A 21,939-nucleotide genomic window follows, 5' to 3' on the forward strand; every position below is an offset into this window, starting at 1 on the left:
TATTGTGAAAGAAAACACATTGAGTTCGATAGAAATTGGCTGTTGACCGAAAGCTACGGGCAATTAGTATTGCTCAGCTTTGTCATTACTGACTTTACACTTGCAACCTATCAACGTCGTAGTCTCCAACGACCCTTAAAGGAAATCTCATCTTGAGGCAAGTTTCGTGCTTAGATGCTTTCAGCGCTTATCTTGACCGTACATAGCTACCCTGCGATGCAGCTGGCGCCACAACAGGTACACTAGAGGTACGTCCGACTCGGTCCTCTCGTACTAGAGTCAGGCCCTCTCAAATTTCCAACGCCCACAACAGATAGGGACCGAACTGTCTCACGACGTTCTGAACCCAGCTCGCGTGCCACTTTAATCGGCGAACAGCCGAACCCTTGGGACCTTCTCCAGCCCCAGGATGTGACGAGCCGACATCGAGGTGCCAAACCTCCCCGTCGATGTGAGCTCTTGGGGGAGATCAGCCTGTTATCCCCGGCGTACCTTTTATCCTTTGAGCGATGGCCCTTCCATGCGGAACCACCGGATCACTATATCCCACTTTCGTGCCTGCTCGGCTTGTATGCCTCACAGTCAAGCACCCTTATGCTATTGCACTCCACGTACGGTTACCAAGCGTACTGAGGGTACCTTTGAAAGCCTCCGTTACTCTTTTGGAGGCGACCACCCCAGTCAAACTACCCACCATGCAATGTCCCCCGACTGATCGGGGTTAGACTCCGAAAGAATGAAGGGTGGTATTTCAAGGTTGACTCCACGAAAGCTAGCGCTTCCGCTTCAAAGTCTCCCACCTATCCTACACATCATTCGTCCAGAATCAATGCAAAGTTGTAGTGAAGGTGCACGGGGTCTTTCCGTCCCGTTGCGGGTAAACGGCATCTTCACCGTTACTACAATTTCACCGAGCTCATGGCTGAGACAGTGCCCAGATCGTTACACCATTCGTGCAGGTCGGAACTTACCCGACAAGGAATTTCGCTACCTTAGGACCGTTATAGTTACGGCCGCCGTTTACCGGGGCTTCGATTCAATGCGTTGTATTGCTACTAACATCTCCTCTTAACCTTCCGGCACCGGGCAGGTGTCAGGCCATATACATCATCTTTCGATTTAGCATAGCCATGTGTTTTTGTTAAACAGTCGCCTGGGCCATTTCACTGCGGCCCCGTCATCGCTGACGGGGCACCCTTTATTCCGAAGTTACAGGGTCAATTTGCCGAGTTCCTTAGCCATGAATCACTCGAGCACCTGAGGATGTTCTCCTCGACTACCTGTGTCGGTTTACGGTACGGGCAGTACAATCATAAGTTTAGAGAGTTTTCTTGGAAGTCTGCTTAGGGTCATTATCCGATTGTCCGAAGACTCTCGGTACTGTCACCTTTCGACAACACCTGCGGATTTACCAGCAAGCGCTATATCTACGGGCTTCAACGTACTATTCCGTCAGTACGCAGACCTTTCACTCCTCCGTCATCCCTTCACTGATTGCACCGGTACAGGAATATTAACCTGTTGTCCATCGGCATTTCCCTTCGGATTAGCCTTAGGCCCCGACTAACCCTGATCCGATTAACGTTGATCAGGAAACCTTAGTCTTACGGTGGAGGGGTTTCTCACCCCTCTTATCGTTACTTATGCCTACATTTGCTTTTCTAACCGCTCCAGCCCTCCTTACGAAGAACCTTCGGCGCTGGTTAGAATGCTCCCCTACCGATCTTTCGATCCCATAGCTTCGGCACTGCGCTTAATGCCCGATTATCATCCACGCCCGGTCGCTCGACTAGTGAGCTGTTACGCACTCTTTAAATGAATGGCTGCTTCCAAGCCAACATCCTAGCTGTCAATGCAACCGGACCACGTTTGATCAACTTAGCGCAGATTTTGGGGCCTTAGCTGATGGTCTGGGTTCTTTCCCTCTCGGCCTGTGACGTTAGCACCCCAGGCCTCACTGCCGATCAGAAGTACATAGCATTCGGAGTTCGTCAGGGTTTGGTAGGCGGTGAAGCCCCCTAGCCCTATCGGTAGCTCTACCTCTATGACTATACAATCGACGCTGTCCCTAAAGACATTTCGGGGAGTACGAGCTATTTCCCAGTTTGATTAGCCTTTCACCCCTACACACAGGTCATCCGAGAGCTTTTCAACGCTCACCAGTTCGGACCTCCAGATGGTGTTACCCATCCTTCATCCTGCCCATGTGTAGATCACAAGGTTTCGCGTCTACCCCCACTGACTATACGCCCTATTCAGACTTGCTTTCGCTTCGGCTCCGGACCTTGGGTCCTTAACCTTGCCAGTGAGGAGTAACTCGTAGGCTCATTATGCAAAAGGCACGCGGTCACCCCTTACGAGGCTCCCACCGCTTGTAAGCACACGGTTTCAGGTTCTATTTCACTCCTCTGTTCGAGGTTCTTTTCACCTTTCCTTCACAGTACTTGTACGCTATCGGTCTCTTGCTAGTATTTAGCCTTACCGGATGGTGCCGGCTGGTTCCCACAGGGCGTCTCCGACCCCGCGGTACTCAGGATACTGCTAGCATGTGATTGCTTACGCTTACGGGGCTATCACCCTCTATGGCGGAACTTTCCAGATCCTTCAGCTTAACTTTCACACACACGTTGCAGTCCTACAACCCCCTGAAGGCCGTAACCTTCAGGGTTTGGGCTGTTCCCCGTTCGCTCGCCACTACTTGGGGAATCACTATTGTTTTCTTTTCCTCCAGGTACTTAGATGTTTCAGTTCCCTGGGTTGGCTTCACTTGGATGTATCGTCTTCAACGATACGGGTTGCCCCATTCGGAGATCTTCGGATTAGCGGTCGTTTGCACCTCCCCGAAGCTTTTCGCAGCTTACCACGTCCTTCCTCGCCTGCAAGAGCCAAGGCATTCACCATGTGCCCTTTCTTACTTTCTTGTCAATGTAGACAATTTCAATCTTACTCGTTGTGTTTTCTTTCAATATGTCAAAGAACGCTGTTCCTGTGGAAGCAGGAACTTGCGACAGAATACCGGAATCGAACCGGCGACCTTCCCGATAGACAGGGACGCTCTACCATTGAGCTAATTCATCTTATTTCAATTTCATTACCGCCGTTGCGGCAATGCATTCGTATTGGCATTAAACTGTTGCCGGACCGTTGTCCGGCACTGGTGGAGAATATCGGAGTCGAACCGATGACCCTCCCGGTTTCAACCGGGATGTTCTATCCGGCATTCTCTTTATTTCAATATAAGCTGAACCGTTGTTCAACTTTAGTGGAGAATATCGGAGTCGAACCGATGACCCTCCCGGTTTCAACCGGGATGCTCTATCCGGCATTCTCTTTATTTCAATATAAGCTGAACCGTTGTTCAACTTTAGTGGAGAATATCGGAGTCGAACCGATGACCCCCTGCTTGCAAAGCAGGTGCTCTAGCCAGCTGAGCTAATTCCCCATTCGAGTCCGAAGTTCGCCGTTCGCTTCTCCTGATTGCCAGGCCTGAAGAACCGCAAACCAAGTTTCGTAGTCCCGAGCAGATTTGAACTGCTGACCCCTACATTATCAGTGTAGTGCTCTGACCAACTGAGCTACGGGACTAAGTTCCCGGTGACGAGAGTCTTTTCTCAGATGGTGGGACCACCTCTCGCTCGTTTGGGCTTCAATAAGATTGAGAAATGATAGGAAACAACAGGCATACCGTAGAACGGTACATTACGAATCACTCCAGAAAGGAGGTGTTCCAGCCGCACCTTCCGGTACGGCTACCTTGTTACGACTTAGCCCCAGTCATCGGTTTTACCCTAGGCGACTCCTTGCGGTTATCGACTTCAGGTACCCCCGACTCCCATGGCTTGACGGGCGGTGTGTACAAGGCCCGGGAACGTATTCACCGCGCCATGGCTGATGCGCGATTACTAGCGAATCCAGCTTCATGAGGTCGAGTTGCAGACCTCAATCCGAACTGAGACAGACTTTGTGGATTAGCATCTTGTTGCCAAGTAGCTGCCCTCTGTATCTGCCATTGTAGCACGTGTGTAGCCCAGGACGTAAGGGCCGTGATGACTTGACGTCATCCCCACCTTCCTCACCGCTTGCGCGGGCAGTCTTCTTAGAGTCCCCAGCATTACCTGTTGGCAACTAAGAATAGGGGTTGCGCTCGTTGCGGGACTTAACCCAACACCTCACGGCACGAGCTGACGACAGCCATGCAGCACCTAGTTTCGGGCCATTGCTGGCTGACCCATTTCTGGATCATACCCTAACTTTCAAGCCCTGGTAAGGTTCCTCGCGTATCATCGAATTAAACCACATGCTCCTCCGCTTGTGCGGGCCCCCGTCAATTCCTTTGAGTTTCAACCTTGCGGTCGTACTCCCCAGGTGGATTACTTAATGCTTTCGCTTAGACGCGTACAGTATATCGCACACATCGAGTAATCATCGTTTAGGGCGTGGACTACCAGGGTATCTAATCCTGTTTGATCCCCACGCTTTCGTGCCTCAGCGTCAGAAATAGCTTAGTGAGCTGCCTTCGCAATCGGTGTTCTGTATCATCTCTAAGCATTTCACCGCTACATGATACATTCCGCCCACCTCAACTATCCTCAAGATCGTCAGTATCAATGGCAATTCTAGAGTTAAGCTCTAGGCTTTCACCACTGACTTAACAACCCGCCTACGCACCCTTTAAACCCAATAAATCCGGATAACGCTTGGGTCCTTCGTCTTACCGCGGCTGCTGGCACGAAGTTAGCCGACCCTTATTCTTTCGGTACATTCAGCCCTCCACACGTGAAGGGGTTTATTCCCGAACAAAAGCAGTTTACAGATCATAGATCGTTCATCCTGCACGCGGCATGGCTGGATCAGTCTTGCGACCATTGTCCAATATTCCTTACTGCTGCCTCCCGTAGGAGTCTGGTCCGTGTCTCAGTACCAGTGTGGGGGATCATCCTCTCAGACCCCCTACCGATCGTCGCCTTGGTGGGCCGTTACCCCGCCAACTAGCTAATCGGACGCATGCCCATCTTTAACCCCCGGAGGTTTGATCACAAGGCGATGCCGTCTCGTGATGTTATGCGGTGTTAATCCTCCTTTCGGAGGGCTATTCCCCAGTTAAAGGTAGGTTGCATACGTGTTACGCACCCGTGCGCCGGTCGCCAGCGATGTATTGCTACACCCTGCTGCCCCTCGACTTGCATGTATTAGGCCTGCCGCTAGCGTTAATCCTGAGCCAGGATCAAACTCTCCATAGTAAAGTTGATTTGACTTTTGGGATTCGCAATAGCTATTTACTCTCAATATGAATTGAGGGCAATAGAGCCTGTTGTTTCCTTATCAATTTCTCAAAGAACGTTCGCGTATGTCGAAATCTGCCGTTGCAGATCGTCGCGTTTCTTGATTGGGGCTGCAAAAGTACAAAGACTCTTGTACAAAACAACCTTTTTGCAAGATTTTTTTTGAAAATCACTTAATCTTTTGAAAACCAGCTCAAAAAAGTTGATTTCTCAGCTTTTTTGATTCAAATGCCACTTTTCAGCAGATTTTACCACTTCCCAGGGTGGCGCGATATCAACAAAGAACGATTGTGAATGGGAGGACAAAAGTACTCTGAGTTTTTGAATTAGCAAACAAGGGGGCGAAAATAATTATGAACAAGGGGGCACGGCGGGGAATGGCGCGGAAAACGGGGATGGGAGATTGGGAATTTGTAACTGGTAACTGGTAATTAGTAACTGGTAATTAGTAACTGGTTATTGGTGATTGGTTATGGTTATTCGGGATTAGGATAATTGTCCGGGTACTGCCTACCGCCTACCGCCAACCGCCTACCGGGAACAACGGTCTTCCGCCTCATGGGGTGGATGCCGATACCGGGATTGTTTTTCCGTTGAATAAGTACATCCCCTCCAGCGCGAAACGGGCTACATATTCCCCCATTCGCTCAGGAGTAGTCGAAGCGTCTATCCCGGGAAAAGCCGCGGAAAACATCTCCGTCTGCACCGAGCCTAACGCCAATGCATTTACATGCACCCCCCTTGGCTTCAACTCCTCCGCCAAACATTCCGTCACACCGATGATAGCAGCCTTACTCGAACTGTATGCGGAGAGTCCCGCAAACTTGGCACTTCCCTGCACGCCTCCCATCGACGAGATGTTTACGATATGACCTGGGGCTTCTCCTCTCGCTAAAGCTTCCCTGCTACGGATCAAGCCGGGCAACAATACCCGACTCATGGAAACGGTTCCGAAAACATTTGTCGCGTAGACTTCTTCCCAGTCTTCGGCCCGCAATTCTCCGAACGGTTTGTTGATCAATCGACCCGCATTGTTGATCAACGCATCGATCCTGGCGGAACGCGAGCGTATTTCCCTACCAATGGCTTCCACTTCCTGCTGTTTTGAAATATCCGCCGGCAGCAGGTGCACGCGCGCTCGAACACCGCGCTTTTCGGCTTCGGCTTCCAACAGTCCCAGCCTGGTGCGATTCCTGGAAACCACCATGACGGTGTGACCCTCCCGGGCGCTCCACAAAGTTGCTTCGAATCCGATACCGGACGATCCGCCCGTAATGACCAGTGTTGCCATAGTTGTTGCTGAATCTGTAACCTTTCGAACCAGCTAGGTGCTTTCACGAAAGTTGGCGTAATTTAGCAAGATGATCCGTAGGGTCCTGCTTCTCCTCTCCTGCTGCCTCTGCGCCAGCTTCCTTTCCGCACAATCACCCATGCTACAACCACCGGCCCCGTCGGAAGGTGATCGCTTCATAGACCGGGTATTCTTCGGCGGAAATTTTGGACTTCAGTTCGGCACACAAACGATCATCGAAATAGCCCCGATCGTCGGTTACCGGCTGACCGACCGTCTCGCCGCCGGCGTAGGCGGGAAGTATATCTATTACCGCTACCGTTCAGCCCCATTCGAGTATTCCACCAACATGTACGGCGGAAGCGTATTTGCCCGCTACAACATTCTGGAAAACCTGTTCGCCTATACCGAATACGAGATCCTCAATCTCGATGCACCGGATCCCTTGAATCCCTACCGACTTCGCAGAACCAATGTCACCTCCGTCTTCGTCGGCGGCGGTTATCGTCAGATGCTGGGAAATAACTCTTCCCTCAACCTGATGCTGCTGTACAACCTCAACGAATCAACCAATTCGCCCTATCAAAATCCGATCATCCGGATCGGTTTCGGCTTCGGGATTTGAATCCCCTTTCCCTCCTCAGTACTTTTCTTCCCGGAGATAGGCTTGTGCACCAAAAAGATTCAGATCGACATTGCGCATGATCTGGTTGTAATAATCCTGCTTCGGCAAATAATACACCGAGTAGTTTTTACCAATGTAATACAACAGCATGGGTTCGTCGAGGTAAGACGCAAAAACCAGATTACCGGAAGTCGTATCTCCTTCCTGTACGACCAACTGATTGTACCAACGACCGCTGACCAAGACCGCAGGCCGGCTGATGCTATCCACCGAGTTCAGGATCTCACGGGTGAAGGCCATACCCTCCTGCCGCCGCGACTTATATGCCACCACGGGGCCATGCAAGACATCCAGCATCAACATCTCTCCACCGGCCTGAAAGCGGAAACTAACCGAGGAAGGCTTGGCCGCATCCAGTCGATCGACCGGGCCAAGCGAACCTGCGAAGGGCGACAGGATCAGCAGGTAACAACACAACTTGAAGGCTGGCTCATAAAGATACTTCCCAAGGATCAGAATGACGAACGGCACAACCGGCGCCAGGTATCCCGACTCCATCGGCAAGCGCAAAAAGGCGATGACATAGAGGTCGATCGCGATAAGCCAGGCGATCACATAGCGTTCATTGACAGAGCGGGGAAACAAGTAGCGCTTGGACGTGATCCTGTTCGGGAGGAACAGCATGCCCACGCCAAGAAAAATGGCGAATAGTCCCACCACGCCCCACACTTCAAACGTGAACTTGTAGAGGATCTTCGCGATCGAGGGATAGGGTACGGGATAATACGTGAGGAAATCCCATCCGTATCGCTGGATGACGGGAGCAAAACACAGCAAACCGACTATCAATGCCGGCACTGCATACAACAGGATGCGTCGAAGATTGACGAACAGACCACCATTGCCAATCAGGATAATGATATAGGGCAGCAGCATAGCACCTGAGGTGACACGCGTGCCAATGGCCAATCCGGTGAGAATACCGGCCACTACTGGTTTTTCCGAAACGACGAAATAAAAAGATGCCAGCAGAAAACCCAACGCGATGGTGTAATCGATGGTTGTCGTACTGTGTATGTAAATTACCGGTACAGCCGCTAAGGCTGCAGCCGCCAGCAAAGGGTGACGAAACCGAAGAACTTTAAGCGAAAGAGCGAAAAAGAGTATGCCCGCCGCACTGACCATCGCCACCAACAAGTTCAGCGCAGTCGCACCACCGTTGATCAGCAGAGCGCTCAGCAGTTCCTGCACCGGATAACCCGGAAGCCGGGACGCTTCGTAGCTACCCGTATCGTGGATGTTCCTTGCCGTCAACGCGACGGCCCATGAATCCCCGTCAAGGCCATAACCATCAGAGATAAATGGCAGGCGACTTAGCAGAACGGCCAGGAAGAACAAGAAGTACTTCAGGCGGTCGTTGGAAAATTGAGCGGTCTCCAAGGCAGGGCAAATTTATACCGACTCCTGCGGGTAAGAAAGACTGATTTACATTCTTTTGAACAGCATGCCTAAAGCCCGGCTAAAAATCCTCCAGTTCCAGGTTACCCATGAACCGGACGATCCTGGACGCCTTACGCTGTATGTAGGCTGTCGGTCTTGCAGGTGACCATTTCCGGGGATTGGGCAGGACTGCGGCCAGGAGCGCCGCTTCGCGGTTGGTGAGTCGCGCGGCCGGTTTGTGGAAGTACTCCTTCGCAGCCACTTCGGCGCCATAGATGCCCTCCCCCATTTCCACAATATTGAGATAGACTTCCATGATCCTTTCCTTACTCCAGAAAACTTCGATCAGAAAAGTGAAATACACTTCGAACCCTTTCCGTACATAGGATCGGGATGGCCAAAGGAACAAGTTCTTAGCGGTCTGCTGGGAGATCGTACTCGCCCCCTTCAGTCGTTTCCCTTTGTGCCGCTCGTTGTAACGCTGGGCTTTCTGGATGGCATCAAAATCGAAACCGAAATGCTCCTCGAAACGCTGATCCTCCGCGGCAATGACTGCAAGTGGTAATGCGGGGCTCATCTTGTCGAGGGACGTCCAATCTTTGCTCATCCGTAACGACCTACCGTCCGTCAACTGCTCGACACAACGGATCAGCATCAACGGAGTAACCGGAACCGGAACGAAGCGGAACAGGATCACGGACAGGATGCTTAAAATGAAAAATCCCGCAACGATACGAATCGTCCATTTCCTCAGACGAGCCCACCACCCACTCTTGCCTTTCCCCGTTACCTTTTTCCCGGCCATTGCCTGATTCTTACTTCAACTTGATAAAAACTGTTTCACCCGGATCCAGATTGAAGCTATAGTAGTGACCAGAGCCGGAAGACCGAATCTGCATCGCTTTACTTCCCGCATCCAGCAGGTGTTCCGAATAAAGTGTAAAACCCTGCACGGGTTGGTGCCCTGAATTGGAATAACGCCAGCCATCTTCGGTTGGAACCATCTTCACTTCTCTGATCCTTTGCTGATAACTCAGATATTCCCGGACTACCGGCAACCACAGTTTGTGCTCTTCCCGGTAACGCGCTTGCAAGGCGAGCGCGTCATCGAAAGCCGGCTCTATCTCCCAATGGCCGCCATTCAGACGATAGAAACCATTCGTTGAATCCACCCGCGCGGGATAACAATGCGCGATGTAAGTTCCCCGACGCCTGACCAAGTCGTCCAGGCGCTGTTCACCCAGGTAATAGGACCACATGCTACCATCCGTCGGATCGAGCGTCGTGGTTGTACGCCAATGCAATATGCTTTTGCTTCTTGTCGGATGCGACCACCATACCGGTGCAGGAAATCGTCCGGAAATGCCGGAGTACGGGGCATCCAGGCGTGAATCGAACGAGTATGGCAGGAAGACATTCGTATCCTCGTAAAAACAATTCCACACCGAGGTGATCCCGTACCTCAACCATGTATCCAAGGCGTAGCCGTCCGAGAGCGAGTCGAGACCGTCGCAAACCAAATCTTCCCGATTGCTAGTCGGAGCATTGTCGTAACCATGGTCGATCCAGGTTGTGGTATTGAATCGGGATCGCATATACTGCAACGCGACATCCAATTGTTTTCGGTTGCTGGTGAATTGTTCGGGGGTATGCAAAGCGATCTCACTACGCGACTCCTCGAGTGTCTGCATCAATGCTTCAAATCCCGGCGTTTCCCTCATCGTCGCGATTGTACCCGGGAACGCCGCATGACGCTTTCGGTTCGTGACGCGATCCGGATTGTTGTAAAACACACTCTTGGTCATCGGAATGCCGCGTGCCACAAACCCTTTTTTCGCCGTTGACGGGTCCGAGATGGAATCATGACCAAACATCACCGCCCGTTGCAATTTCAAATCCGAGTAATCGGCATGCTCCGTCCAGATAAAGGTCGCATCGTAGCCAAACGGACGGTCTTGCAGCGCAGGAAGAAAGGATGGCATTCTGAAATACGTTTGCCATCGGGCTTCCAGGCGTTCATGCACTTTATACACACTGCAGCTCCTATCCAAGCGATGATTGCGGCTCTTCTTCTCCTTCGGCCAGTGCAGCAAGGGATGATCCATTGACCAATCGGCATTCAACCAAAGCGTGTTGGAGGCCCAATCCAATTGCAACGAAGACAGTTGATCCGGATAGGAAACGATCATCTCCGGAACGCTATCGCCAAAACTTACGGCACCCCTGCCCAACCAGCTTTCTTCGTCATCCCCGGCCCGCAGCATCCTTCCAACGACATCCACCGCCTGGCTGGCTGCCGGCTGCACCAGCATCACAATAGCCTGTCGGACCAGTTCAGTCGGTTGAAGCCATTCGGTATTCAGGCTCCAGCGTATCGCTGCCGCCTTTTCGTCTGTTGCCAGGGTAATGGTAGTGTTGAACCGTTCATTGGCTGATCGAAACAGCAGGTGGTGCACACCCTGAGCAACAGAATCGCGTTGAAACTCCAACGTACTGAACCGCGGTGTGATGGAATCGCCCTTTGCTTCCGTATATAAAAGCACATTGCGGATCAGTCGCTGCCCGTCGGGACGATCCACCCGCAGGATCCCACCGGCCGGCTGTATCCGTACGGCGTAATCCGTTCCCAGAAAGAGTTCCTGCTCCGCGCTTCTCGAATCGGATTGGGGCGAGCCCGGAGGCAGGAAGGACGGAAGTCCCCATCGGCAGAGACTGAACGTTACACCGGATGTTTCCACCCGTGACCGCCGGTCCGGCTGGTAGAGGTAGACTTTGATGGTTGTTCCGCGCCTCAGAAAATTAGCAGGCAACTTGAACCCGACGTTTGTATTGATGAATTCATCCTGCTTCCCCAACTGATTGCTCAGATCCCGGCCGTCCCACAATAAGGTTTGTCCCTGCTCTTCTATCGAAAGCACCCACTGGATACCGGGATTGAGGGTGGAAGACCGCAGTTTGGCTTCACAATGCAACAGGACGGAGCGGCTAGGCAAGCTATCGGGCCAGGTCCAGGAATAGCCGGCACCGTATGGATGGGTACTGTCCGTCACCAAAACAATATCCCCGTTCGGCAAAGCTTGTCGTTGGTCCAGATTCATCCAACCAGCTGCAGCCTGCTGTGACGAAAAATCCGCCGACCAACGAATTGTATCTGGAAATGTCGTTTGCGCCGACATTCGATATCCGATCAGCAGCAGGAAGAAAAAAAGCAACTGGCCACGCATGGACGACGAAGGTAAAAGTATCCGATGAGTGGCAAACGTTCGGTATAGCACAAAAAAAATCCACCCGGAGGTGGAGCCATGCTGCAGGTCAGAACCTATTCATTTGGTTTGTCGCCCGGCTGGAGCGCTGCCGCCGCCTGTGCCTTTCCGGCATACAGGTCCGCCATCTTCTGGTCGCCGGACTTCCGATAAGCCTTGGCCAGACTGTCATACAAGGCCGGTGAGCCGGGATGCATATCAAGATTCAGCTTCAACAATTTGATCGCTTCGTCGAAACGCCGGCGTTTCGACAATTCGCCGGCCAGCAGCGATACATGTTCTTCACTTGCCGGATAGGGTTTGAGAATTACATCCCGGGAAGCAAGGGTGATGACCGATGCCCAATGCGTGAATTCCTTTCTGATCTGCCCTACCTGCCGGATGAAGTACTCATACGGGATCATATCGTCGATCAGGTCGTGCTCATATGCGCGCAGCGATGCCTGCAGGTATTCGTAGGCTTCCCAGGGCTTCATGCCGGCACGGGAATAACGGGAAAGCATCCGGTCCCCTTTCACCAGAAATACGGTATCTCCATCCTGCTCGATCAACTCGTCGAAATTCATCAACGAAGCCAACGCGATCTGGCTGTAATTCTGGGATTCATTTTTAAAGCCACCACAGGTTGTTTGCCAGATTTGCTCAAACAACTGCAAGCCGCCGGCCTTGGGGTCGAGTGCATTGATAACACAACGGACATTACCGGCACCGGCATGATAAGCGTGTAACACCAAAAGCCGGAACCAAAGATCATGTTCCTGATACGGTATGCCTTTTTCATCCAGGAACTTCCGGATATAGGGAACACATCCCGTATTGATCAGGCGGGCGGCGGCCATACCGGCCTTGTTCATGTCCAGACGATCATCGTGGTATTTGGAAACCTTCAATCCAAAGCGACGGGCCACGGCAGGCATGAGCTGAAAGGGGCCCCGTGCTCCAACATAGGAACGTGCCGCACCTTTACCCGGGCTTTCGATCAACAGGATCGCCTGCGCGTAAAAAGGATCACAGCCGTGCTTCCGGAATACCTGGATCGCCTGATTGATATCGTCGAGTGTCTTTTTGACTTCATAGAATTCCCGCTTCCCTGCCGTGACATACAATTGCTCCGTGGGAGCGATGCAATGCACCTGGGAGAGACTGTCCTTGAAGCAGATCTTCTCCAATTCGGTTTGGTTCATCCACACCGATCTGGATACGCGTTCCACCGGTTTACGGCAGGAAGCGATGTTGATGATGCAGGTGTCGCTGGTCATCGTGATGACCTCGCGCCAGAAGCGCGCCTGTCCGACGGTGTCCCAGCCTTCCGTATAAAGCGATGAATCGCGCAAGAAGGTGTAACGACTGCTGCCGTTCCATCCCACGATCGTCTTGGTCACCCAGGCATCGGGGCCGGCCATGCTTTGAAACGCCGTGGCGAGCAACACCAGGAGCGCAAAAACGGCTCGATTCGGTTGAAAACGGTTAGAATGCGACATACCTCGAATAACCCATACGTCCGGAGGTTCCGGAAGTTGGGATAAAACGCAGGAAATCCTTACGCAATTGTCAGCTCAGAGCCCGCGAACTTTCTCCTTATGCTTTTTGATTTGCCGTGAAAGCGAGTTCATGCAGAGATCGGTCGCCTCTTCAAAGGTCTTGCATTGCTCGCTAACGATGATATCATTGCCTGGAAGTTGGATCTTGATCTGCACGATCTTGTTCTTCATATCGGAAGATTTGTCCAGCTTCAGAAATACCTCTCCGCCGATGATATGGTCGTAAAAGGTCACCAGCTTGTCCACTTTATCCTGGATGAAATCGATGAGTTTACGGTCGGCGTCGAAATGGATGGATTGAACTCTGATCTTCATAGTGCTTTCTTCTTCTTTTTTAAACGTTCGCTCAGGCTCTCGGATGAGCCTGCTGGTATACTTTTTTAAGTTTCTCGATGGTATTGTGCGTATACACCTGCGTTGCACTCAGGTTGGCATGTCCCAGCAGTTCTTTTACACTGTTGATGTCTGCTCCCCTGTTAAGCATGTGTGTGGCGAAGGTGTGTCGCAGGACGTGAGGACTGCGTTTCTCCAGTGTTGTGATGACTCCAAGATAACGCAGGACCAGGCGGTAAACGAATTTAGGGTAGAGGGATTTTCCCTGATCGGTCACGAAAAATTTTTCCCGGGATGCAAAATGGCCGTTCCGGACCTGCCGATACGCAACGATCAACTCCCGCATCTTATCAGTAAACGGAATGACGCGCTCTTTGTTTCTTTTCCCCAGGACTTTGAGCTGCATCGCGTGGAGATCGACATCCGAATCTTTCAACCCTACCAATTCGGCCAAACGCATGCCGGTTCCGTAAAGGGTCTCCAGCACCAGGCGGTCCCGAAGACCCGTAAAGCCTTCAGGAAACGCGACTTCGGTGAAGAGCTGGTCCATTTTCCGTTCATCGACGAAGGCGGGAAGCCGCTTCGATGTTTTTGGAGCCTGCACCCGCAGCATCGGGTTGACACGTAACGTCCCCTGACGAAGCAGGAATTTATAATAGGTTTTTAATGTGGTCAGCTTCCGGTTGATGGAACGGGTCGTGATCTTCTGCTCCATCAGTTGGACGATCCAGGAACGGATCATCGAATGTGTTGCTGCCGACAGATCATCGGTCTCATAAGTCGATCGCAGGAAAAGGGCATACTGCTCCAGGTCGGTACTGTACGCCTGGACCGTGTGTGGCGAGAACCGCTTTTCGTAGCGGATGTATTGAAGGAATCCCTGTATCACCGGCAATAAAAAAAGAGAACCTCCCGAGTGGGGGAAGTTCTCTTGCTATGCTTTCTTTACCATCATCGCATTCGTGTTACGAAACGACTACCAGTAAAGATACAAATTCCGGATGGATACAGCGAGCGAATCAGAGCGTTTCCTGGCGCTGCATCAGGTCGCGGTATTTCGCGCGAAGGACCTGCTGGCGGCGGGCAACCGACTTTTTCTCAAAAGTCTGGCGGCGACGCAATTCACGCAAAACTCCCGTACGTTCGAATTTCTTCTTGAACTTCTTGAGGGCCTTGTCGATTGACTCGTTTTCTTTGATCGGAACGATGATCATGTTGTTCTTTTGTATTGGGGTGGCGAAATTACAAAATCCTGAACTAAAAGCAAATTACTTTAGGATTTCGCGGGAAATAACCAGTTTTTGAATCTCGGAGGTTCCTTCCCCGATGGTGCACAGTTTGGAGTCCCGGTAGAATTTCTCAACAGGGAAATCCTTGGTATACCCATAACCGCCAAAGATCTGTACAGCGTCCGTGGAGACCTGTACAGAGACTTCCGACGCGTAATATTTGGCAAAAGCGCTTTGTTTTGTGCATTTCTCACCCCGATTCTTCAGGTCAGCCGCCTGAAGGGTCAGGAGTTCGGCCGCCTCGATCTTGGTGGCCATATCGGCCAGTTTGAAGCCAATAGCCTGAAAATCAGCGATCGGTTTGCCGAATTGCTGGCGCTCCCGGGAGTACTTCAAGGCCGCGTCGTACGCTCCTTTGGCGATCCCCAGGGCAAGGGAGGCAATGGAAATTCGGCCTCCGTCGAGGACTTTCATCGCCTGTACGAATCCGTCGCCTACATTTCCGAGGACCTGGTCCTTGTGGATGCGGCAATCTTCGAAGATGAGCTCCGCGGTCTCGGAAGCACGCATGCCCAGCTTATTCTCTTTTTTACCCGCCTTGAAGCCCTGGGTTCCACGCTCCACGATGAAGGCTGTGATGCCTTTTGAGTCAAGCAGGTCTCCTGTCCGAGCCAATACGACCGCAACATCCCCACTCTTTCCGTGGGTGATCCAATTCTTGCTACCATTGATTACCCAGTGATCACCGTCCTGCTTCGCTACGCATTGCATGCGCATCGCATCGCTGCCGGTATTGGCTTCTGTCAGGCCCCAGGCTCCGATCCACTGTCCGCTGGCAAGCTTGGGAAGGTACTGTTGCTTCTGCTGCTCATTTCCGAACGCCAGAATATGACCGGTGCAAAGTGAGTTATGCGCCGCCATGCTCAATCCGATGGAACCGCAGACACGCGCTACCTCAACAATAGCCGTCATGTATTCGAAATAGCTCAAACCCGATCCACCATATTCGTGCGGTACCAGGATTCCCATCAGCCCCTGCTCTCCCATCTTTCGAAACAACTCGACCGGGAACAGTTGCTCTTCGTCCCACTTCATCATGTCGGGGCGAATATGGGTCTCGGCGAACTTGCGAACGGTTTCGGCTATCAGTACCTGGTTCTCGGTAGGTTGGAAATTCATAGGATCAATAACAACAGCTAAGTGGTCTGTAGAGTTCAATAAGATACCAGCGCTTTAACGGGAGCGCCGTATGGGTTCAGTTTATCCCGACCGTTGAGAAAGTCGAGGCTAACTACGAATGAAAAGCCGGCGACTTCACCGCGCAGGTGGCGGATCAACTCGGCGGCCGCGGCCGCGGTTCCGCCGGTTGCCAGCAGATCATCGTGCACCAGGATGCGTGTACCCGGCTCGATCGCGTCTTCGTGCATCTCCATCGTTGCACTGCCGTACTCGAGTTTGTATTCGTATGAAACGGTTCGATACGGAAGCTTCCCTTTCTTGCGAATGGGGATGAAGGGCACCTGGAATCGCTGGGCGAGCATCATGCCGAAGAGAAAGCCCCGGCTCTCTACTCCTACTATACCGCCGATCTTTTGTCCGGAAAAATCCTGGTGAATGGCTCCGACGATATCCGAACACAAAGCAGGATCGAGCAGAATCGGCGTGATATCCTTGAACAGGATTCCGGGTTGCGGAAAATCGGGTATATCGCGAATTGCGGTACAGATACGGGATACTACGTCCATGGATTGGGTGCGGGACGCTTCTAAATAATTGACTAACAATTATTTATTCACTGTACCCGACTTCCAGATAAGGCGCAAGTTTACGGAAAATGTCCTCTTCTATCAACCCGGTTTTCAGTAGTTCCTCCACGTGTTGATAGGGACCGTGCTGCTTCCGGTAATTGATCAGGATGCGGCCCAACTTCCAACCGAGGTAAGGATGCCGGCCGAAGCGCTCGAGTGAATCCGTGTTCAAGTACAACTTGCGATGAAGCCCCGATTCATCAACCGTCAAGCGGCGTACGATGAATGAATACAAGCTGTCGTCAACACCCCAAACCTCCTTCAGCTGCTCCAACGTATGATAACCACCGAGCCGATCGCGGTACCGCACGATCCTGCCGGCCAATCCGGGGCCGATTCCGGGCAAAGCTTCCAGCGAGGCAGAGTCGGCTCCATTCAATTCGAGCAGTTGGAGTCCTCTTCGCTTATAGACAGCCGATTGCCGAACACGATCCGGCAGTGAATCCGGCAGCAGCAGAAATGGTGCAAGCATCTTTGCACGCTTCACTCCGATTCCGTATGCCTTTGCCAAATCACTTTTCACCCGAAAGCGTCCGCCTTTCTCCAGGTACTTGAGCACCGATCCGGCTTGCTTCGCTGTCAGTCCAAGCCGTTCCCAGCCTGCAGCATCCAGTCGGTTTGGATCGAATGGAGCTATCGTCTTTACAACTGAACCAGTGCGCTTCCAAGGCTCGCGCTGCAAGCCCTGATGCTCTTCATCGGGCTGTCTGCTATTCATCGCTTCCACCAGTTTGCGTTGCAAGGTGGCCGCGTCGGAAGGCAAGGGCGGAGCTGCAAACTTGTTCAGGTAATACAGGTATGCGCATTGCCCCAGCAGGATCAGACTCAGGATGGCGATCCCTTTTCGTTCGCGTCTGGTGAAAGTGAAATGGTCCTTCCAGGTATGGAAGACCGAAAAGCGATTAGCCGACCGGCGCATCGGCCAAAGGAAGCTACTCCCCCGGCAATGCGCCAACCATTATAAGCTGTTTCTTCACAACCTCGAGTCCTTCCAGGAATGAACGCGGACGAAAGCCCAATTCACGTTCGGCCTTTCCGATGATGAAACCGGTCACCGGTGGTCTCCGTGCAGGTTGGTTCAACTCATCGGAACTGACGGATCGGATCAGCGAAGCGTCCAGTTGGAAATAATCCGCCACGATCTTCACCATGTCGAGAATGCACATGAGTTCACGACCGGAGACATGATAGATCCCGTTGGCGCGCCTGACCGCTGCTTCGATGCAGGCATCGGCGAGGTCTTCCGCCAAGGTGGGAGAGCGGAACTGGTCATTGATCGCATTGATGGATTTACCGGCCTTCAGTGAGTTCAGGGTCCACAGCACGACATTGGAGCGGCTGTTGTCGTCGACCACTCCGTAAATGATGATCGTGCGGAGAATCGCCCAGGATCGCGCCGTCGCCATGACCACCCGCTCCGATTCCAGTTTGGTAGCGGCATAATGACTCAAGGGGTTCGGCTGATCCGATTCGATGTAGGGACCGTTTGCCCCGTCGAAAACGAAATCAGTCGAAAGGTGAACCAGGTGCGATCCGTGCTCATTACATGCATGCACGAGGTACTCGGTCGCCGTCACATTCATCAGCACGGCTTCTTCCCTCCTGCTCTCGCAGGCATCGACGTTGGTGAGCGCGGCGGTGTGGATCACCGCATCTGGCCGATAGCGCTCCATGACCGACCTGACCTGGTCAGGATCCGTAATGTCGAGGGAGACATATTCGTATCCGTCTTTCCTCATTAAGCGGTTCTCACCGCGGGAACTTGCAACACAACGAATGTTGTCCCTGCCGATCAAGCCGTAAACGATCTTTTGTCCAAGCAGGCCGTTGCTGCCGGTGATCAGTATCGTCGTGGAATTACTCATAAGGATTGTCGGATGATCTCCCGGAACTGCATCACTTGTTCCTGCGTACCGAGTACGAACAATTTGGTATCGGGGAGCATGGGGGTAGCGGGATCAGGGTTGATGAGATACTCGCCATCGCGTGTTTTCATTCCGATGATGTTCGCGCCGGTCTTGTTTCGTATCTCCAGTTCACGGATCGTCTTGTTCCGCATGCGCTCCGGCAAATCGCGGCACATGATCTCCTCCAGCCGGATGTTGATCCTTCCTGTGATGTGGTCGATGAACTCCAATACGTCCGGCTTGGTGATCAGGGCCGCCATGTGTGTACCGCCGATTTTGTCGGGCATGATCACGTTGTCCGCTCCGGCACGCTTCAGCTTGTGTTCAGAGCCATCCTCCGAAGCGCGGCTGATAATCTTCAGTCGGGCATTCCGGTCCCGTGCTGTCAGCACCACGAAGACATTGGAAGCGTCCGAAGGCAGGGCGGCGATCAGAGCCTTGGCACGATCCAGGCCAGCATCCAGCAATACTTCGTCTTTCGTCGCGTCACCCTCGAGGAACAGGATATTGTCCTCTTCCTGCATCTGCGCGATGATCGCCGGATTGGACTCGATGGCGACGAACGGGATGTTCCCGGACCGGAGCTGTTCGCAGGCCTGGCGGCCATTCCGGCCGTAACCGCACACGATGACGTGATCGGTGAGTTGCTTGATTTCCTTGTTCACGCGATAATGTTTGAAGTACAATTGGAATTCTCCTTCGATCACGTACCGGGTGATCACCGATACTGCGTAGGCAAAAGCGCCGATACTGAAGATGATCAGGAAGACTGTGAAGATCTTCCCATCCGTATCCAGCTCCCGCACCTCCCGGTATCCCACCGTCGCCACGGTGATGACGGTCATGAATACGGCGTCGAGGAAGTTGTAGTCTTCCAGCAACATGTAGCCGGCAACCCCCAACAGCAGCACAAAAACGACCAGGCCGAGGGCTATGTACAGTTTCCTGAAATAATGGAAGTTGGAATGGAGCAGGCTCACACGTACGGGATACGTGTCAAAGTTAATTCCGGGGCCGGACATCCCTTGGTGACGCCGGTCATTTTTTCAACGATGTGTATGACCCATCCAGACTCCCCAGCCGTGTGTTCCGGCAACCAGCAAGCCGTCCGATTTCCGGATCGCCAGGCCACTAATCATACAAGCCGGTAAGCCGCCCGACCAATCCGACCAGCGATTATCCTGCAGATGCCAAACGCCGCGACGGGTGCCGGCATAGAGGGTGCGGTGGGCATCCCAATCGTACGTCAGCGCATAAACATCATTGCTGCCGGACAATCCTTCCACGACCGTTTGCCAACGCTGAGCAACACCACCGCTTCGGTTCTGCATGACCTTACCCTTTGCCCCACCCCGGAAACCTACGGTGATCCATTCAGCATGGTCAGGATGAACAGCCAGGCTGGTAATCGACATCCAAGCTACCGACTGCAATCCGGAGGTAATATCGACCCACGTGTCACCGCCGTCGGTTGACTTGTACAAGCGTTGCTTCAATCGGTCCGACCATACCGGATTTTCAAATGCGACATAGATGGTAAGGCTATCCGAAGGTGCCCAGGCAACGGCGGTCATGGTCAGACCGGGATCCAGTGTGGAATCGACCCGGTGTCGCGTCCAGGATCGCCCCTCATCGCGACTGATAAAGAGATCATGAAAACCGGACAGGACCAAATCCGGATAAACCGGATGAGCGGCAAGCGCGGTGAGGTAATACCCCCGGCCGGAACCTTTTGGCGTGCAGGTATTCCAGGTGATGCCACCATTCCCGGATCGCCCTACGATCGTGTTGTTTCCATCGGCATGATAGGCTACCGAATCATTTTCCGCATCGAACTCTACTCCCATACCGTCACCACCACGCACAATGAACCAGGCGCCACCGAGCGTATCGGACCGGTACAAAACGGTACCACAGTCCTGCAGACCCGAAAGAACACGTAGGGAAGTGTCCGGAGCAATGGCCACATCCCAGCATTCCGCCATTGAAACGCTTTCGGAAGCTTTGGACCACGTTTTCCCGCTATCGGTTGTCGCGTACAAGCCGCCGTCCGTCGAAGCGAGCAGATATTTCCCCTGAGGATCGAACATCAGCTCATGCACATCATCGTGCAGATCTCCGCCGGCATAGACGGCACGCCAGGTGGTTGCCGATCGGACAAGTCGGTTGACCTTATTACCGGCACTAAAGAAAATCAGTTCCGGATCCTCCGGATGTACTGCCAGAGCAGTCCGCCAGGGAGGCGAGGCTGCGCCATTGCCCAGCAAGGAGAAGGAACAACCTTTGTCAAGCGACCTGAAGATCTGATTGGTCCGCAAGGAATCATTGACAACGAGCAGATCCACCATTCCGGAACGGCCAACGCCTACCGACAATTCCATTCTCGAAACCGTCTTCGCGGCAGGCAGACCGCTGTGATCAAGCAGCGTCCAATGACTTCCGAAATCGAGCGAACGGTAGAGCGCGGAGCCGGCGGCATACAAGACTCCTGCACGTTGGTCGTACTCCAGTTCCTTCAATCTGCCGAGCGTATCTTGCAAAACCGGATACCAATTGGCACCTGCGTCGAGTGACCGGTACACATAGCCGGTATAACGCCTTTCGGAATAATCATACGTGTGCAAGACCAGGCACATCCTGGCCGGGCGTTTCGGGTCGATGATCAACCGGCGGGCAACCTTTCCCGATGGCGCTGTCCAGAAATTGGTATCCACACTTCCATCCGGCCGTATCCAATTTCCGATCGGGCCTTCCCAACTTCGTCCTGCATCTTCGGACCGAAACAATCCACTGGACACACAATGCTCCGCCCATAAGGCCGGACCGTTGTGATCAAGTATGCAATCAGCATCGCCTGCGACCGCGTACCACTTTGACAAATTCTTAGGATGCTGTTGCAAATCGGCCACACCGCCCTCCAGCAAATCAGAGCTGGTGATCACTTCCCAGATCAACATTTCCTGATTCCATTTCCACATACCGCCATACGGTGTGAGCAGGATCCGTATCAGCGCTCCATCGGCTTGCTTCAGGAACCGAACTGCTCCCGCCCTGCCGATGCCGCGCGCATTCTTCAGAAAGAAATCCGACTTACCGGGGAATTCCGGAAACGTGGAAGGTCCCAGCGCGCGCCAATCCTGTGCCTGGGCCCGAAGTTCAAGAAGCAAGTGAAGGGTAATCAGCACAACGGTCAGGCACCTGGAGACGCCGACCGGCTGCC

15 protein-coding genes, 4 tRNA genes and 2 rRNA genes are annotated in these 21,939 nt (G+C 52.8%); 1 reads left to right on the forward strand and 20 read right to left on the reverse strand.

All coding sequences use genetic code 11. The annotated features are described in order from the left end of the window. Window positions 1-44: 44 nt before the first annotated feature. The 7 genes from IPJ96_11470 to IPJ96_11500 form a co-directional block, all read right to left on the reverse strand. Window positions 45-2,921 (reverse strand): 23S ribosomal RNA (locus tag IPJ96_11470). A gap of 85 nt (window positions 2,922-3,006) precedes the next feature. After that, window positions 3,007-3,078: transfer RNA gene (locus tag IPJ96_11475), tRNA-OTHER, on the reverse strand. 185 nt (window positions 3,079-3,263) lie between these two features. Next, window positions 3,264-3,330: transfer RNA gene (locus tag IPJ96_11480), tRNA-Phe, on the reverse strand. 38 nt (window positions 3,331-3,368) lie between these two features. Continuing rightward, window positions 3,369-3,442 (reverse strand) — tRNA-Ala (locus IPJ96_11485). A gap of 69 nt (window positions 3,443-3,511) precedes the next feature. After that, window positions 3,512-3,585 (reverse strand) — tRNA-Ile (locus IPJ96_11490). A gap of 130 nt (window positions 3,586-3,715) precedes the next feature. Beyond that, window positions 3,716-5,240: ribosomal RNA gene (locus IPJ96_11495) — 16S ribosomal RNA — on the reverse strand. The 16S and 23S rRNA genes sit together here with 4 tRNA genes alongside, the layout of an rRNA operon. A gap of 598 nt (window positions 5,241-5,838) precedes the next feature. After that, complete coding sequence (locus tag IPJ96_11500; GenBank protein MBK7910953.1) at window positions 5,839-6,573, reverse strand: SDR family oxidoreductase; 735 nt, start codon at window positions 6,571-6,573, stop codon at window positions 5,839-5,841. 70 nt (window positions 6,574-6,643) lie between these two features. On the opposite strand from IPJ96_11500, the gene IPJ96_11505 reads away from it, so the two are divergent. Beyond that, window positions 6,644-7,198 (forward strand): hypothetical protein, encoded by a 555-nt coding sequence (locus IPJ96_11505; protein ID MBK7910954.1) that lies wholly within the window; start codon window positions 6,644-6,646, stop codon window positions 7,196-7,198. 15 nt (window positions 7,199-7,213) lie between these two features. Here IPJ96_11505 and IPJ96_11510 read toward each other — a convergent pair whose 3' ends face one another. The 13 genes from IPJ96_11510 to IPJ96_11570 form a co-directional block, all read right to left on the reverse strand. Continuing rightward, window positions 7,214-8,638, reverse strand: a complete 1,425-nt coding sequence (locus IPJ96_11510) for a hypothetical protein (protein MBK7910955.1) — start codon at window positions 8,636-8,638, stop codon at window positions 7,214-7,216. 79 nt (window positions 8,639-8,717) lie between these two features. Then, the gene (gene mtgA / locus IPJ96_11515; protein ID MBK7910956.1) at window positions 8,718-9,443 is read right to left on the reverse strand and encodes a monofunctional biosynthetic peptidoglycan transglycosylase; all 726 of its coding nucleotides are present in this window, start codon (window positions 9,441-9,443) and stop codon (window positions 8,718-8,720) included. A 10-nt stretch (window positions 9,444-9,453) separates the two neighbouring features. Next, window positions 9,454-11,862, reverse strand: a complete 2,409-nt coding sequence (locus IPJ96_11520) for a hypothetical protein (protein ID MBK7910957.1) — start codon at window positions 11,860-11,862, stop codon at window positions 9,454-9,456. Between the two features lie 95 nt (window positions 11,863-11,957). Continuing rightward, window positions 11,958-13,382 (reverse strand): transglycosylase SLT domain-containing protein, encoded by a 1,425-nt coding sequence (locus tag IPJ96_11525; protein ID MBK7910958.1) that lies wholly within the window; start codon window positions 13,380-13,382, stop codon window positions 11,958-11,960. Window positions 13,383-13,457: 75 nt separating this feature from the next. Continuing rightward, the gene (raiA, locus tag IPJ96_11530; protein MBK7910959.1) at window positions 13,458-13,757 is read right to left on the reverse strand and encodes a ribosome-associated translation inhibitor RaiA; all 300 of its coding nucleotides are present in this window, start codon (window positions 13,755-13,757) and stop codon (window positions 13,458-13,460) included. Between the two features lie 31 nt (window positions 13,758-13,788). After that, complete coding sequence (locus tag IPJ96_11535; protein MBK7910960.1) at window positions 13,789-14,661, reverse strand: tyrosine-type recombinase/integrase; 873 nt, start codon at window positions 14,659-14,661, stop codon at window positions 13,789-13,791. 133 nt (window positions 14,662-14,794) lie between these two features. Beyond that, complete coding sequence (locus IPJ96_11540; protein ID MBK7910961.1) at window positions 14,795-14,989, reverse strand: 30S ribosomal protein S21; 195 nt, start codon at window positions 14,987-14,989, stop codon at window positions 14,795-14,797. 54 nt (window positions 14,990-15,043) lie between these two features. Next, a complete protein-coding gene (locus tag IPJ96_11545; GenBank protein ID MBK7910962.1) occupies window positions 15,044-16,183 on the reverse strand; it encodes an acyl-CoA dehydrogenase family protein in 1,140 nt (379 codons plus the stop codon). Between the two features lie 35 nt (window positions 16,184-16,218). Further along, window positions 16,219-16,749, reverse strand: coding sequence for an adenine phosphoribosyltransferase (locus tag IPJ96_11550; GenBank protein MBK7910963.1), 531 nt, complete (start codon window positions 16,747-16,749; stop codon window positions 16,219-16,221). Window positions 16,750-16,792: 43 nt separating this feature from the next. Then, window positions 16,793-17,731 (reverse strand): helix-hairpin-helix domain-containing protein, encoded by a 939-nt coding sequence (locus IPJ96_11555; protein ID MBK7910964.1) that lies wholly within the window; start codon window positions 17,729-17,731, stop codon window positions 16,793-16,795. A 13-nt stretch (window positions 17,732-17,744) separates the two neighbouring features. Further along, window positions 17,745-18,677, reverse strand: coding sequence for an SDR family oxidoreductase (locus IPJ96_11560; GenBank protein MBK7910965.1), 933 nt, complete (start codon window positions 18,675-18,677; stop codon window positions 17,745-17,747). After that, the gene (locus tag IPJ96_11565; GenBank protein ID MBK7910966.1) at window positions 18,674-19,741 is read right to left on the reverse strand and encodes a potassium channel protein; all 1,068 of its coding nucleotides are present in this window, start codon (window positions 19,739-19,741) and stop codon (window positions 18,674-18,676) included. The genes IPJ96_11560 and IPJ96_11565 overlap by 4 nt, the downstream gene beginning before the upstream one ends. Before the next feature lie 24 nt (window positions 19,742-19,765). Continuing rightward, entirely contained in the window at window positions 19,766-21,886 is a 2,121-nt protein-coding gene (locus IPJ96_11570; protein ID MBK7910967.1) for a hypothetical protein, read from the reverse strand. Window positions 21,887-21,939: the final 53 nt, after the last annotated feature.

Source organism: Bacteroidota bacterium (genome assembly GCA_016713765.1).
In the GTDB taxonomy this organism is placed as follows: Bacteria; Bacteroidota; Bacteroidia; order AKYH767-A; family 2013-40CM-41-45; genus Pollutiaquabacter; species Pollutiaquabacter aromativorans.

What these genes read in the sequence shown, in the direction of transcription:
- IPJ96_11500 (MBK7910953.1), bottom strand. Translation starts at nt 6,573, where the DNA reads ATGGCAACACTGGTCATTACGGGCGGATCGTCCGGTATCGGATTCGAA.
- IPJ96_11505 (MBK7910954.1), top strand. Translation starts at nt 6,644, where the DNA reads ATGATCCGTAGGGTCCTGCTTCTCCTCTCCTGCTGCCTCTGCGCCAGC.
- mtgA (MBK7910956.1), bottom strand. Translation starts at nt 9,443, where the DNA reads ATGGCCGGGAAAAAGGTAACGGGGAAAGGCAAGAGTGGGTGGTGGGCT.
- IPJ96_11520 (MBK7910957.1), bottom strand. Translation starts at nt 11,862, where the DNA reads ATGCGTGGCCAGTTGCTTTTTTTCTTCCTGCTGCTGATCGGATATCGA.
- IPJ96_11525 (MBK7910958.1), bottom strand. Translation starts at nt 13,382, where the DNA reads ATGTCGCATTCTAACCGTTTTCAACCGAATCGAGCCGTTTTTGCGCTC.
- raiA (MBK7910959.1), bottom strand. Translation starts at nt 13,757, where the DNA reads ATGAAGATCAGAGTTCAATCCATCCATTTCGACGCCGACCGTAAACTC.
- IPJ96_11540 (MBK7910961.1), bottom strand. Translation starts at nt 14,989, where the DNA reads ATGATCATCGTTCCGATCAAAGAAAACGAGTCAATCGACAAGGCCCTC.
- IPJ96_11545 (MBK7910962.1), bottom strand. Translation starts at nt 16,183, where the DNA reads ATGAATTTCCAACCTACCGAGAACCAGGTACTGATAGCCGAAACCGTT.
- IPJ96_11550 (MBK7910963.1), bottom strand. Translation starts at nt 16,749, where the DNA reads ATGGACGTAGTATCCCGTATCTGTACCGCAATTCGCGATATACCCGAT.
- IPJ96_11555 (MBK7910964.1), bottom strand. Translation starts at nt 17,731, where the DNA reads ATGCGCCGGTCGGCTAATCGCTTTTCGGTCTTCCATACCTGGAAGGAC.
- IPJ96_11560 (MBK7910965.1), bottom strand. Translation starts at nt 18,677, where the DNA reads ATGAGTAATTCCACGACGATACTGATCACCGGCAGCAACGGCCTGCTT.
- IPJ96_11565 (MBK7910966.1), bottom strand. Translation starts at nt 19,741, where the DNA reads ATGTCCGGCCCCGGAATTAACTTTGACACGTATCCCGTACGTGTGAGC.